At 41.7% G+C, this 15,467-nt stretch carries 10 protein-coding genes; 2 read left to right on the forward strand and 8 right to left on the reverse strand.

What is annotated here, in order from left to right; genetic code table 11:
• Positions 1 to 321: 321 nt before the first annotated feature.
• The gene (locus AC19MV_RS09815) at positions 322 to 1,767 is read right to left on the reverse strand and encodes a diguanylate cyclase (RefSeq protein ID WP_498307309.1); all 1,446 of its coding nucleotides are present in this window, start codon (positions 1,765 to 1,767) and stop codon (positions 322 to 324) included.
• Positions 1,768 to 1,894: 127 nt separating this feature from the next.
• Positions 1,895 to 6,448: an ATP-binding protein gene (locus AC19MV_RS09820; protein WP_498297978.1), complete on the reverse strand. Its 4,554-nt coding sequence runs from the start codon at positions 6,446 to 6,448 to the stop codon at positions 1,895 to 1,897.
• A gap of 128 nt (positions 6,449 to 6,576) precedes the next feature.
• Here AC19MV_RS09820 and AC19MV_RS09825 point away from each other — a divergent pair, with 128 nt between their 5' ends.
• Positions 6,577 to 7,488: a LysR family transcriptional regulator gene (locus tag AC19MV_RS09825; RefSeq protein ID WP_498297976.1), complete on the forward strand. Its 912-nt coding sequence runs from the start codon at positions 6,577 to 6,579 to the stop codon at positions 7,486 to 7,488.
• A 66-nt stretch (positions 7,489 to 7,554) separates the two neighbouring features.
• On the opposite strand, the gene AC19MV_RS09830 is transcribed toward AC19MV_RS09825, so the two are convergent.
• The 6 genes from AC19MV_RS09830 to AC19MV_RS09855 all read right to left on the reverse strand — a co-directional run bounded on the left by AC19MV_RS09830 (position 7,555) and on the right by AC19MV_RS09855 (position 13,647).
• Complete coding sequence (locus AC19MV_RS09830; RefSeq protein WP_498307311.1) at positions 7,555 to 8,874, reverse strand: transporter family protein; 1,320 nt, start codon at positions 8,872 to 8,874, stop codon at positions 7,555 to 7,557.
• 29 nt (positions 8,875 to 8,903) lie between these two features.
• On the reverse strand, positions 8,904 to 9,617 hold the full coding sequence (locus AC19MV_RS09835) for a hypothetical protein (RefSeq protein WP_498307313.1): 714 nt from the start codon (positions 9,615 to 9,617) through the stop codon (positions 8,904 to 8,906).
• A 10-nt stretch (positions 9,618 to 9,627) separates the two neighbouring features.
• Positions 9,628 to 10,332: a C39 family peptidase gene (locus tag AC19MV_RS09840; protein WP_498307315.1), complete on the reverse strand. Its 705-nt coding sequence runs from the start codon at positions 10,330 to 10,332 to the stop codon at positions 9,628 to 9,630.
• 54 nt (positions 10,333 to 10,386) lie between these two features.
• On the reverse strand, positions 10,387 to 11,457 hold the full coding sequence (locus AC19MV_RS09845) for a FapB/FapC family functional amyloid domain-containing protein (RefSeq protein WP_498297969.1): 1,071 nt from the start codon (positions 11,455 to 11,457) through the stop codon (positions 10,387 to 10,389).
• A gap of 25 nt (positions 11,458 to 11,482) precedes the next feature.
• The gene (locus tag AC19MV_RS09850; RefSeq protein WP_498297967.1) at positions 11,483 to 12,100 is read right to left on the reverse strand and encodes a FapB/FapC family functional amyloid domain-containing protein; all 618 of its coding nucleotides are present in this window, start codon (positions 12,098 to 12,100) and stop codon (positions 11,483 to 11,485) included.
• Between the two features lie 221 nt (positions 12,101 to 12,321).
• The gene (locus tag AC19MV_RS09855; protein ID WP_498307316.1) at positions 12,322 to 13,647 is read right to left on the reverse strand and encodes a sigma-54 dependent transcriptional regulator; all 1,326 of its coding nucleotides are present in this window, start codon (positions 13,645 to 13,647) and stop codon (positions 12,322 to 12,324) included.
• Positions 13,648 to 14,172: 525 nt separating this feature from the next.
• Between AC19MV_RS09855 and AC19MV_RS09860 the strand changes: the two genes are divergently transcribed.
• Positions 14,173 to 15,357, forward strand: a complete 1,185-nt coding sequence (locus AC19MV_RS09860) for a PA0049 C-terminal domain-containing protein (RefSeq protein WP_498307318.1) — start codon at positions 14,173 to 14,175, stop codon at positions 15,355 to 15,357.
• The last annotated feature ends 110 nt before the right edge of the window (positions 15,358 to 15,467 follow it).

Here is a 15,467-nt window from a genome sequence, read left to right on the forward strand (position 1 = left end):
TAACTTTTATTGCGAGAATTAACCTGCATTCATCAATGTCAAAATGCGATGATATCGCTATTTGGCTTAATCGGCTTAGCACCGAATAACCCAGTAATAATTAACATAAAACCGAAATCCCCCCTTCACCAAGTCTCAACCAACACAACGGCGACTCAATATCGTGTCATGGTCGCGAAATGATATTAACGATGTGACAACGTTCGGCGCTGTTATTTTATGCTGAAGTATCTCGTATTCATTGTTTGCCTTACTCAATAAATAACATTGCATTTTAAGTAACTATTTTATGTGCAACAATTTTTTATACACAGCAATATCTTATGCACAACAATATTGATTGCGCCCAGATTGCTTAGCTTTGTACAGGGCCATATCGGCACGTTCGAAACAGGCTTGAATCGCCTCATGTTCATTTAATTGCGCCACACCAAAACTACAAGTCACTTTGATTTTTTGATGGAATGAAAATTCACTTAACTCTTTGGTTATCCGTTGACAAAGTTCAGCCGCACCTTGCAAATCCATATGCTTGCATACAATCACAAACTCTTCGCCTCCCCAGCGTGCAACGACATCACCGTCGCGTACCGATACTTGCAACACTTGAGCAACCTGTACTAATACCTTATCGCCCATTGCATGGCCATGCATGTCATTAATCGCTTTAAAAAAATCGATATCGATTATAATAAGACTCACACCATCATTGCCATATTCACGATCATCATTCAAAAAGGTTTGGTTGAAATAATGACGGTTGTACAATTTAGTTAATGGATCGTGTTGCGCTAAAAAATCTAAATCGCTGTTTTTTCTTTCTAATTCATGCTGTAGCTTTTGTAACTCGTTGTTGTTTGCTGTGAGATGTAAGTTGTACTTAGTGACACAAATAGTGCGATAAAGTAAAAAGAGGATAAACAGCCCCAAGACGCCCAACACTTGAAAAACCAAGCTGTAGTCGATGTCTTCCACCACGGTAATGTTATGCCATTTCTTATAAATTGAAATGTGGTCAGCATGAGTAATCTTGGCTAAGCCAGTGTTGATTTTATCAAGTAAAGCACGTTTAGAATGAATCACGCCTAAACGCAATTCATCTTCTGGACCGCCCCAACCGGCTATTTTTAATGAGGAAAGCCCTTGTTGCTGGATATAGGCATTAACTGAAAACATCGAGCCAACAAACACATCCACTTCACCTTGAGCCACTTTATCTAAGCCTTCACGTTCATTGCTGGTTAACACAGTATTAATTTTGGGATAAAACTGCTGAATGTATTCAACAAGGCGGTAATCTTTTGGAATGGCGAGAGTACGTTGACCGATATGTTCAAAACCTTGCAGAAATGGCTGAGTTTTGAGTGACACTAGTACATTAGGGGATTTAAAAAAGATGTCGCTGAATAGCAGGTATTGGTCGCGTTTGGGAGTTTGATTCAACATAGGGGTGAGTTCACATTGCCCTTGCTGAAGTAACTCCAAGCTCTGTCGCCATGATGATGTCGGCACTAGCACAAAACTGAGTTCGGTATAGTCTGTCAATAATTTAAGGTAATCGGATGATATTCCGGTATGACGCCCATCGATAATGGCCTCGTAAGGTAACCAATCAGGGTCAACACAATAACGAACCACATAGTCATCTGTCGCGGTAGCCGAGTTAGCCGCTTCTGTATACGCCAAGGCGGGTGATGCCACACCAAGAGCAACAAACACGCTTGTTATTAACGCACCAAGTAATACCAGCCCCTTATGATTTAACACTACTCACATCCAATGACATTTCAACAATTAATTTATATTGTTAGAAGTGTAGTATAAACAAATAAAAGCATGACAAAAAAATACCCGCCAAGTGGCGGGTAAGTTATTCAACGTTCAAACGTTTGATTTATGCCTCTACAGGCGATATCACAAACAATAAGTCACCTTGCGAGACTTGTTGACCGTTGCTATTGAGAATACGCTCAATACGATATTTTTGATCTTCAGGATACAGCACACCTGTTTGACGGTTAAAGCCGGCTAACGTGACCTGAGAGAACATCTTCATCGCTTCCATTAGCGCTAAATTTTGCTCAACCGTGACAATGTCACCTTCTTTAACAAAGTCAGCTTCACCTGGCGCTGGAGAGGTATAGAAAATACCGGCACCTTGTGCCAACACTTTAAGCTCATTACTTTCGCCAACACGTAAAGATTCAGTATCAACTGGCATGGCTTCAGCAGCGGCTTCCATTTCAGCAATCAATGCTGGAATGTCTAACTCAGCCATTAAACGTGGCAAGTAGTTAGTGTCATATACGCCTTCGTTGAAAGTAGGATCTTTGAGGATCAACTTCAACAACGGTATGTTAGTCGCAATACCTTTAATGACTACACTGTCTAAGTAAGCGTACATTTTAGTCACGACATCGGCACGATCTTTACCACGAATAATAATTTGGGCAATTAAGCTGTCGTAATATGGCGACACCTCTTTACCGGCTTCAGCAATCGAGATAATTTCTACGTCGTCACGTTGTGGAATAACGCACTCAGTGATTTTACCTGGGTTAGGGATCAACTGCAGAATACCGTGGCTATCTAACGCCGCTTTTTCTGCTGTGACACGCACTTCCATAGCATAACCTTGATCAACAGGCTCTAGCTTCTCAATTGAACGACCGGCAGCGATATCAAACTGTGCACTCACAATGTCGATACCAGAGGTGGCCTCTGTTACTGGATGCTCAACCTGCAGACGTGTGTTCATTTCCATGAAGTACACTTCATTTGCGTCAAGGTTATAAATAAACTCAACAGTACCTGCGCCCATGTAATCAGTCGCATCACCTAACGCACGAGTGTATTCCATCACGCGTTGTTTCAGCTCTTCAGGTAACATTGTAGAACCTGATTCTTCAATCACTTTCTGGTTGTTACGCTGTACTGAACAATCACGAATACCCAACACTTTGGTGTTACCAAACTTGTCACGCAATAACTGCACTTCAATGTGGCGCAATGAGGTAACGTATTTCTCTAAATACAAGTCGCCATTACCAAATGCTGCAGCGGCTTCGGTTGCGGTTTTTTGGAATAGGCCAATCATGTCTTCAGAGCGTTTAACAACCTGAATACCTTTACCACCACCACCTTGTACCGCTTTAAGCAGCACAGGATAACCAATTTCAGACGCCACGTTTACCGCTTGCTCTGCATTGCTCAAAATACCGTGACTACCAGGAACAACCGGTACATTGTGTGCTTGCGATGTATGGATAGCATTAGACTTGTTACCCATTGTCGTCATTGAATGCACGCTAGGGCCAACAAAGTTTACGCCGTTATTCACACATAAAGCAGCAAACTGCGGGCTTTCTGATAAGAAACCAATACCTGGGTGCAATGCGTCTACATCTTCATACTCAGCGACTTTTAATACTGAATAAGCATTAAGGTAACTTTCGTCTGATGTGTTACCACCAATACAAACCAGTTTATCGTTTTCTTTCAGCATATCTGCTGGCACAGAAGTCATGTCAGGATCTGACGCAACTAACACCACATTAATATTGTTATCGTGTGCTTTACGGATTAGTTTCACCGCAGTACAACCACGCGCATGTACCAAGACTTTAGTGATAGGCTTCATCAAGGCACGCGGATCGTCTTGCACAATCTCTTCTTCTACTTCAGCCACTTCTGGCACAAGTGAAGATAAGGCTTTACTGATCACGTCTTCAATTTTAGCGGTTGGCAAAGGCATTAACGGATCAATACCTGATAACTGTGCATCTAATGTTTCGCAAAATGGGTTATGCACCAATCCTGTCATCGCACCCGGTACTTTAGACAAGTAGTTAGATAGCGTTGCAGTTGACGGTAGATAAGCCGGCACAACCATTTGACCTGCAAACGGCATGTTCGTACCAGACAAGTAATAGGTTTGCACTAATGGGTGAGTCACAAAACTCGCCTGTGCGCCACCGGTACAGTCGCCAAAACCAAACATTAATACTGGCAACTCATTATCACGAATAAAACGCGTAATACGGTCGTTAACCACAGCCATTGAGAATAGCGCCGCAGCACCTTCTTTAGTCTGCATACCGCCAGAACTGATAAAACAAATTACCGGTAATTTACGTTTAGCACATTCGATTAATAGCGCGCTGAACTTCTCAGCACTGGCCATATCAAATGCACCCGCTTGGAATGCCGTATTTGATACAGCAACACCTACACGTAATTTAGTGCCGTTGTTATTAAAGTCAGCTAAACCGGTAATCAGACCGCAAGGGCGGATCTTTTTATCAATCGCATCTTCAATCGATAAACGGAAACCTGGGAAGTTAAGCAAGTTAGCTGACATTTTGTCGGCATCAACTTCATCAAACTTAGTAAAGAACTGTTTGATGACATTTTCCCAGGCCATCTTGCCTTGTTTTTTCTCTTCGCGAAGCACTTTTTGGATCAGTAAGTCTTGGTAACCCATGGTTAAGCGGTTCCAGAAATCCTTACGACGACCAATACGCACAGGGTTAATTGTGCCGGTGTATTTGTCGTGATCTTCTTCACTGTCGAAATACTCAGGCAATAAGCGTTCGAAAAAGTAAGTCAAAATAACGAATAATGAATCGTTTAACTGTGGGAAACCGACGCTCTTCCATTGCTCTACCCGTGTTAATAACTCTGCACGGTTAGATTGGTCCATAAAGTATTTAAGCCACTTATAGAACTTGTTCTTATCATTGGCCTTGTCGTTAGTTGATAGCGCATTGTCGATAGACTTATGTAACAGCTTATCTACAGATTCGCGTGACAAACTTTTAGACATCATCGCTTCTTTAGAAATCGACGCTAAACTACCCACTACGTTGTCATATAACGCGTTAAAAATAAGCACGTTATGACACTGCCAAATAAAGTCTTCACGCAGCTCATCGTTAACCACGATATCCAGAACCGTCAGTTGATTTAGCTCAGGCCATGGCGCTTGAGTAGCCGACTTTGGTAAAGACTCTAAATGCTTAATTAAACCATTAAAGTTATTGGCGGCGTTACTTTTCCAGCGGTGATACAAAGACCAACCGATGTTAAATAACAATGCTTTACGTGCTTTTTTGTAGTTCTCTTTTGGTTCACCCAAAATAAAGCGCGTAATCATGTTACGTTCAGTTGAAATCTCACCACGTTTGGTACTAAAAGTAGACCAAAGCTTATTAAGTTCTTCGTCGTAAACCAGTTTGTCTGGGTTGGTTAACCAGGCTTGGAATACGCGCTCTTGTTCTTGCTTAATACGCGCTAACAAGTCGCCTTCTGGCACGCTTACTTTCGATAAACGACCATACTGATCTTGAGAAATCGATTGAATACGACTGCGCAACGTCAGGTAACGCAAATAACGATATGCACTACCAAAAATGTTGTGGTACATGGTCGGGTCACTTGCAACCGACAAACCGGTATTATTTTCTAACGTCAGTAGATTTTTAGACGGCGTTAAGAAACGCTGTAAGCTACGGTCGTAATGCTCTTTTAAATCGGTAGAGTCGCGAACAAAATTGATTGCTGCACGTTCAACTGCTTCAATTGAGCTAATAATGGCACGGCGTAAATTATGCTGGCGCTCGTCTTTATCAGATGGAGAAAAGTCAACAATGCCGTCAATACAACCAGAGGTATATAACTCTTCTGGCGATACACCCACAGACTTAGCACACTCCTGCCACGACAAGTTGTATTTACGCGCAATGCTTTGTAAGCCTTGCGGCTGAATCGTGTTGAAAATACCATCGCGAACCGACAATAAGATGTTAGCGGCGGCTAATGGAATCGCACCACCAGAATAACCCGCACCAATCACAATACCGACAGTAGGGACATCGACATTAGTACTTTCGGCAATTGCTTTAGAAATCGAATGCGCCTGGTTTTGGCTGTTAGCGACTTCACCCGCATCCGCACCCGGTGTATCAATTAAGTACACAATAGGCATCGACAACTGGGCAAAGTGACGAATCGCTTTACACGCTGCTAGGTGATGTTCAGGCATCCACGCGCCATTGGCAGTTGTACGCTCTTGAGCGATAAAACCGATTCGGCGAGTACGAGTACCAAAATTAAGTTCCACTTCTGCACGGTAAAACGGACCCGCATGACTTTCAGCAATAATTTTGCCTTTTAAGTCAGCGATCATCCGCTTCGCCCCAGGGCGGTTTTTATCCAGTGTTGGTTGAATGACTTTCGTCACATAACCGTCAACATCTAAAGACGCTAAGCTTTTTAAATTAGCTTGAATCGCGTCTTCATTTAATAGTCCTTTCACTTCTTCAGATAAACTCTGCTTGTTATGAGCAGGAAATAATGAAAAATCTTTAGCCAAGTGTTCAGCTTGTAAGAAAAGTGGGTCAGCCGATAGTGCTTGAGTCTTGTTAGCGGGCTGCTTTTTGCTGGTCATCCTTAGATCCTCTGCTTATATAGCCTCTGAAATTTTTTATAGCTCGTAAATATAACTTTGTTAGTAGGTAAATTACCATATAAACTACCTTGGACGCTTTGTTCCATAAATGAGACAGTGAGACTAAAATGCCCGATTTGAACGGTATGATGCTGTTTGCAGCGGTGGTAAGAGCCAAAGGTTTCTCCCAAGCAGCACGAGACATCGGACAACCTAAATCAACAATAAGTCGTAAAGTTGCCCAATTAGAGGAGCAACTTGGGGTGCGTTTATTACAACGCGACACCCGAAATTTAAGTCTGACTCAAGTTGGCGCACTGTTTTTTCAGCATTGTGATTCCATTAGTCACGAGATTGAAGCTGCCAAAGCGATTATTGAGAATACTCATAATGATATTTCAGGGTCATTACGCATTGCTATTCCGGTGTCATTTTCACAAGATGTTATTGGTCATTTATGCTCAAGCTTTATGCGACTTTATCCCAACATTGAACTCGATATTCAGTTTACCGATAGCGATGTCGGTTTAGTGGGTGAAGGTTATGACATTGCGATTAAATATGGTCCATTACAGTCATCCGATTTAGTTGCCAGATTATTGTTTGAACGCCAGCCTATTCTTGTTGCCAGTCCTGGCTATATTAAAAAACATAACAGCCCAGCTACGCCACAAGAACTTGCCCAACATAATGGCATATTACTTGGCACAACATTATCGGCTCCCATTTGGCCACTGGGTAAAGGTAATCGAAAAATGATGGCCACGTTTAAACGTAAAGTACGGGTAAACAGTGCCAGTATGGTAAAGCGATTAGCACTCGATGATTATGGCATTGCGATGTTATCGAACACCAGCTGCAAGCAAGAATTAGCCTCTGGCAGCCTAGTGCCTATTTTGCAAGACTGGCCAATGGAATCATTTAAAGTCTACGGGGTATATTCAAGTCGACGCCAGCTCGCCAGTAACATTAGTGCCTTTTTAGACTTTTTCACTAAACGTTATACCAGCCAGGAATCGTTACACTCTATGATGGGATAATGATGATGGGATAATACCTTCATGCAGCTTGAATCATAACGATATCAAACTGCATCAAGGTATAAACTAGAAACGGTAAGGAAAGCGTAAACTAATTTGATAATCGGGTGAGTCTTCCGTTAGCCCTGCACCGATAGATGTCACCATCGACAAATTAGGCGATAACGCTAAGGTTGCTCCGATGCCTAAACTGGCCGTGTTAGTGTCAGTTCTCGGTATTTTCTCCCATTCACCGCCTTCAGGTCTTTGCTTGGTTTTACTGTAAAAACGTTGATTAAAGCTCATGCTTAAACTCATTCTTTCAGATACTGCAAATGCTAACCCTAAGCTGTAATCAAGGTAATTGCCTAAATCAATTTCCCCAGGACTTTTGCCAGCAGCGCCAGATAAATCATCAAACTCTTCTTTGAAACTTGCGCCATAATTTAAATTAAAAAATACAATAGCAGGGTCAAAGGTTTTAGCTAGACTAAATCCTGTCGACACGCTCCATACTCCAGAACCTGAAGCCATTTCGGTAGGATAAGTTAAATTACCAGAATCCGAGGTTTCCAACGCTATACCAAATGGATCTTTTCCTGTCGGTGCGCGTACTCGAAAGTTCCACACCCAATCTGGCCAATCATAAGACTCAGTATTAAGGCGATAATAAACAGCACCGCTAACATCACCAATTTGGCCGTCACTAATTTTAGCCGTTTCATAACGTTGACTAGAATTCCCTTCACCCACTGAATCATATTGACTCCAGCGATATAGGTACGGCAACCCTATCTCGAACTGCCATTCATCATTTAACGTATAACGCGTAGTAAGATCAAATTGAGTAGTATTAGTACGAATACGATCCAAATTTAAATTACCCAAAAATATTGCGTCAAGAGCTAAAAAACCTCTAAGAATGAGATCTTTTCGGCTGTAATAACTGTAGGTAAATGAAGGTTCAATAGTAAACTTACGGGTAAATACGTTATGCGCTTCTTGCAGTACGTCATCTGTACTTCTTGCCCTATCAGGTGCTTTTTTTCGATCAGAGACATGACTTGAAGTTTCGGCTTGCTGAGAGGATTCTGTTCGTGGTCTTTGTGCTACTTGCGACTCCGCTGGCGGAGTGGTTTGTGGAGTTGAAGATGCGACCTCTGTTGTGGTGGTTTGTCTTATTAGTGCCTCTTGTTTGAGTACCTGCTGCGCCATCTGATTAATCGTTTGTTGCTGTAACTTAATTTGCTGGTTTAATTGAATTAGCTTCTGTTTTAGTTCAGCAATATCTTGCTCAGATAAAGTCGATAAAGAGGCGGGTTGAGAATGAGTGTCTGCAGCATACGCAGGCATTGCCAGCAAACTTGGCAATATAACTGCGGCTGCTGAGGTCCATTTCTTATTCATAAACACATCCTTGCCTTGTACAGAATGAATTAAAAACCTAATGAGGTTAAATCACTGATTTGCCTACCAAGTATATTTGACTGTATTGGTCCAACAGGCATACCGTCATATCTTATTGTAGACTGGTTTATCACTCCTTGATTGAGTCCATCAATAAAAATACTCTGTACTAATTGACCATTGCCATCTTGATAGTTAATCCCTTGACTCACATTGCTAGTGCCCAGTGCAATTTGGTAACCCACAGTATTAGCATTCGCCGAAAAAGTAGTATCACCACTTTGACTGACCAAGGTCGTACCAACAGCTATATTAATACCTTGCAATAATGGCGCTAATCGCCCCTGAGCCATATCGAGCTCATTTACAGCCAGGTTTTCACTTCCCGCTATTTGAATCCGTTGCTGTAAACCAGCAGATTGTCCTAACGAATCTAACTGGAATCCATTTTGACTATCAACGGCGTTGGGGTCACTAATCGTAATATTTATCGAAGGTTGATTATCGACTTGGCTGAGTTCTATTTGCATTCCCACTTGTTGCTGAACGCCATTATCTTGAATAAATTGAGTTTGCATTTGTAGGCCAAAGTAATAATCTTGACCATTATTGGTGTACTTACCCTTCATTGAGTCTAGTTCAAAGTCTGTTAACACTTGGCTGTGTGTAAATACTGACAGCGAAGGTTGGCTCGCTATTACGGGAGTTGTAATAGCCAATAAAAGCATCATGCCTAATTTCATACCTTCCTCCTTAAAGCATGTCTGAATATGAAAAACCAAATTCGAGCAATTCGGCATCTGTCATCGGCGATAATGGATCAAGTGTATTAAGCGTTAATTTAGCCCTTGGATGTAATAAAGGGTTATCGCGCTGATAATCTTGACCTATCACCACAAACACTACGCCATTCCATTTTTGATTAAACTCATCCATGCTCATAATTCTATTACCGAGCGCGGGATCGCCTAAATACACTTCACCTTCGTCATGACGACGAAAAACCACAAAGTGACTATAGCCACCATCATTAAGCAGGACGATAGCTGGAATTTTTAATAACGACATCTCCGCTTCACCTACCTTATAACCTCGGCCTCTTAACCCTTGAGATTGCAGGTAACGCTTCATATTTAACAATGAAAAGCCTTGCTCTTTAACCAAACCTAAGTCGGCGTGTTCTAACATGCCAATAAGCACTTTTTGCTCATTAATCTCATGGCGGTCATAGGCAAACTTTAACAAGCTGGCTAAACTCGCTGCACCACAAGAAAAGTCAGTTTTTTGCTCGATAACATGCTCAAACTTGCGTTCTCGAATACTTTGTATCGGTTTAGAATAGGTTCCCATTCCAGGCACAACCCCTGTAAGAGGGATATTGGCTGCAAAGCTGCTAGAAGGGATAATAAAATTGACCACGACCGATAAGATAATCATTATTGAAGTTGTGTTACTCATAATATGAATCAGGGGGTTGCCCCCCTGCCTTATTCATAACGTTTGATTAATAAGCTATTCACCAGAAATAAGATCAGGTGTTGCATTCATGGTCGCTAATGAAAGGTTATTTGACTGCAAATTACCCGTACCACTTGCCAAGTTAACACCAATGTTACCCGACGCCCCCTGGAAAGCAGTGCCAGCTAACATAGAAGAGTTGTTAGTTTTTTGAGTCACGGTTTGCACAAAGTATGGTAAAACACCACTCACAGTACCATTCAGACTTAAATCACCTTCTTCATTAAAGGTCATGACCTCAGCGCCAGAAGGATTCTGGGTATCAAAATCGATATGACCTCGAACCACACCATCGCCACTATTATGTTCGCCATCCCCCTCTAGGATAACCTCGGGATAATAAGCTTCAGCCAGATACGACGCACCGTCATATGTACCTTCAGCATTTAAAGCAAAGTTGACCTGGGCATATTCTATTGAGTCTTGCACCACACTGATATTATCTGAATAATTATGGCCGGTTTGCTGTAAATTCGACACACTCGCTTCACCTAATGCGCCACTGTAAGTCGATGCAGCCATGTTGTTGGCTTGTAGATTATTATTACCCGCAGCCACGTTAACGCCAATATTACCTGTCGCATTCATAAATGAAGCGCCGTCGATGGTCGATGTATTGGTTGAAGCGTCATTCCATACAGTATTAAACCCTCCCACCTGTGTGCTGAAAATTTCAGCATCACCAGAACCAAATGCAAAACCGGCATCAATTGCTGCGAGAGCGGCAGAATTTGATTGCGCATTAAACTCACCGGCAGCCTGGTTAACACCAATATTACCGCTTGAATTTTCAAACGCGTTACCCGTAATCTGAGCCTCATTATCATGGTAGGAATTCACAACCATGTTAGCACTGGACTCTTGAACATTTTCAACGACTGCCATACCAAGCCCGTCGGCAAAAATGTTTCCTTCTATGGTCACGGCACCTTCGTAGCTTAAGTTTTTGGTCACTTTTACTTTTTTATCTAATTCAACACTACTGTCTGTCTCTGTCATTCCATTTGCATATGCAGAACCACTCATTATTGCTGCAATACTTAGCACTAGAGTTAGTTTTTTCATCTTCCTTTCCTCCGATCGATGATAATTAATTCCCGCTTGGTAACTGCAACGAGAACTGGTTAATGGCAATATTTTTATCGCCAGAAATCTGATTAACTTGCATCACACCTTGGGCATCCAGAAAGCTGTCTGGAGCAATTTCGGCTTGATAATGTGATAATTGATAAGTTGAAGGGGCAAATTGGCTCGACACCTGGGTTAATGCTGAGTCACTTAATCCCTGGCCCATGATGGTTTCGAGTGTTGAATCCATCGCAACACTGCCGATATTGGCTTGCATGTTGAGCTCACCACTCACTTGATTAACACTGGCTAACCCCTGAAATAGCGCAAAGGCTTGGCTGTCTATTACCGTTGTAAATTGTTTATTCACATCAGATACCGATTCTGATTGCGGCAATATATGATAATTAATCGTTTTAATAGCAGTGCTGTATCCCACTGCATGGCTATTAGACTGAATATTAAAGTCGCCTGCGGCCTGATTAATACTCGCACGTCCTGCACCTTGCAATACATGTGAACCAATAACACTCGAATCATCAGCTTGAGATTGTGCAGCCAGCAATAACATGCTTAATTGCATTCCTCGCTTTAATGACAGTTGCAAATGCTTGCAATGTACTTTGCTAATGATATCCATAAGATGTTCCTTCCATACTTGATACAAGGATATAGCAACCCTTGTGCCAATATAAAAAAGGCATATATTTCAATTTGATAGGTTTTCAACGTTCAAAGGGAAGTCTTAACAATGAGATGATATAAATCTAGGTGATTGAATTAACTGTAGAATTTATTTTAAGCCTATTTCTCAACAATAAGACTCAAAAAGTAAAATAAGGAATAAGCAGCAAAATAGGCTTAAGTAAGTTGTAACCCGTGTTTATCCATTAATCGATAGAAAGTAGCTCGAGAAATATCCAAATAGCTTGCAGCTAACTCAACTTGGCCATCAGCAATCAAGATTGCCTGCTGCAATGCTTGCTTTTCAGCAGTGTCTTTTAAGGTTTTAAGTGATAATGCAATATGTCGTTTTTTATCCATACTGGCTAATTCTAGGTTTTGCGCGCTGATTTGCTGCGTGTCGCTCAATACTACCGCTCGGCGCACACGATTAATTAATTCGCGGACATTCCCTGGCCATGGATAATTTAATAACGCATGGCTAGCTGATTGCGATAATGGCTTTGTTGCCAGGCCATATTCATTTGAATAAACACGGACAAAACGGTTTGCAAGTCCAATAATATCATCGCGTCGATCTTTTAATCTTGGTGTCTCGATAGTAATCCCATTTAAACGATAATAAAGATCTAACCTAAATTGGCCTTGATCAATGGCATTTTCTAAATCGACGTGGGTTGCCGCTAAAATACGCACATCGCTAGACTGAGGAGTACCGCCACCAACAGTGTCGAAAAGTCCTTCTTGTAAAAAACGTAGTAAATTAACTTGCAACTCGGCAGGTAAATCACCAATCTCATCAAGAAACAATGTGCCACCATCCGCAAGCGCAATTTTACCTTTTCGGCTACTCGTTGCACCTGTAAACGCGCCTTTCTCGTGCCCAAATAATTCCGATTGAACTAAGCCTGCAGCCATAGCGCCACAATTTACGGTAATAAATGGCCCGTCTTTTCTCGTTGATTGTTGATGTAATGTCGTGGCGACCAATTCTTTACCGGTGCCAGACTCACCCCGGATCAGTACCGGGATATCAGTAGGCGCTACACGCTCGACCTGCCTAAATAATTGCTGCATCACAGCAGATTGAATAACTGGTTGTTCAGGATCGTTACACGGAAGATAGGGCTCAGCTGACTGGTGTTGTTGCTTTAATTTAGATAACCCAATACCGTGCCCCAAACACTTTGCTAATCTTTCTGGATCAATAGGGCTGGTACAAAAGTCCCATGCAAATTGGGCTATAAACGTAGTGATTTCGGAGTTATCAAGCTGAGGTTTATCAATGAGTACAATGATGTGAACTCTCGGGTCGAGTTCCCTCACCAAGTAGTTAACTTCATTAATGATACTGCCTTTACGAAGATCGATTAAGCAAAGCGCACAGTCGGTAGGTATTTGTTGTTTGTCGTATGAATTAATGTAGTGAAGCTTAAAATGCAGTCGAGAAAGTACGTCATTTAGCTCATTACACTGAAATCCTGCCAATAGTAATGGTTCCATGTTGATATCCTTTCGAAACAGTGAGCACATCAATAACTAATCGGAGATTAGTTTGTGCATCTTATCTATAGATATAACCAACTATGTGACGTCCATATATGCAGAAAAGTGACGCTACACATCTATGCAAAGCGTCCCCCAAAAGAATACCTTTTCAATTGAGTATCATGACACATTTGCGGCTCTGTCATTAAGCTTGGCTTTCTCCCCAGAGCAACCAAACAATGAATATACGACTAAGCCTTTATTTCAGCTATATCTTGTTATTGACTTAGTATGGTTCACTTACGCAATTTTTGTCGTAAATATCAGCCTTAAGAATAAAGTGTTTGTAAAATTTAACGGCCAAAAAACTTATGCAATTTAAGTCAGCAACTTAAAAGGTTCACATAATCAGCGTTTGTCTCTTGTGCACTATTAAATCAACACTATATCTGTGTTATAACTGTCAATTAGACCTCGTTTTTGACTTTATATCGTTAAACACAACCCAAATAAGGGCATGCTCGTCCTTAAGGAACCGTGATGATTAATCGCAACGCTTTGCTCATGTTAAGTTCAGTGGCATTTCTCACTTTATCTCATAGCGCCATTGCTGGCCAACTGCCAAAAAACATTGAAGAGATGCGGGTATCTAAAGCGGGTCAAACTATGCCGCAAGTGGTCAACCGCTACCAAGCCATTAACGAGACCCTTGAGGTCAAATTACAGCAAGCAAACGATGAGCTATCCGTCACAGAAATGGCCGCTCAACAAGGCCATCGATTATGGCAGCAAGCTGTGCGCGACGTGCAATCAGGCCATAATGACGATCGCTCTTTATACTGGAGCCGCTTAGGTATGCGCAACACGCTTAAGCAAGATAGGGCTGGGTTTAATATTGCTGATTGGCAGCGCGAAATACTAGTGAACGCGGTTGAAAAGTCATCGCGTGGATTTAGTGATATAGAATTCGATCCTAACACTCACATTAATATTTTGGTTACGGGGTTCGATCCGTTTTTTCTAGACCGCAATATTGGTCAAAGCAATCCATCAGGGTTAGCGGCACTTGCTTTGGACGGTTATCGTTTTAACGTTAATGGCAAAATAGCTCAAATTGAAACAGTGATGATCCCCGTTAGATTCGGCGATTTTGACAACGGGATTATTGAGTCATTACTGACCCCGTTTTACCGTAATAATAGTTTAGATATGTTATTTACCATTAGTATGGGCCGCGACAATTTTGACATTGAACGTTTTCCTGGGCGTAACCGTAGTGCTGATGCCCCCGATAATCTAAACGTGTTAACTGGCGCCAGTCATCGTAATCCTAAAGCGCCACTTTTTAATGGCGGCACATCAAACGATGGTAAATTAAATGGCCCAGAATTTGTGCAATTTTCATTGCCGGTTGAACTAATGCAGGCAGTTAAAGGCCGCTGGTCAGTGAACGATAATCACCAAATTAGAACGATGTCTCGAGGTCAATTTTCAGCAAAGTCATTAACAGAATTACAAAATGAAATTTCGGTAGAAGGTTCTGGCGGTGGATATTTGTCGAATGAAATCTCGTACCGCAGTATTTTATTGCGCGATCAATTTAACTTGAACTTGCCTGTGGGTCACATTCATACTCCACGAGTTAAGGGCTATGATGCTCAAGTTGAAGCAGAAATTGTTGAGCAAATCAAAGCAATGATCGCTGCAGCGGCAACGTCTTTATAACAATAACCGCTAATGGCTAATGGCTAATGAATGACAGCTTGGTGGCTGGAATCAAAAACAGCTCAAGCTTAGAAATGAGAACATGCTTAAAAATATATTTAATCTTGCTT

It is taken from the genome of Shewanella sp. MF05913 (genome assembly GCF_059758095.1).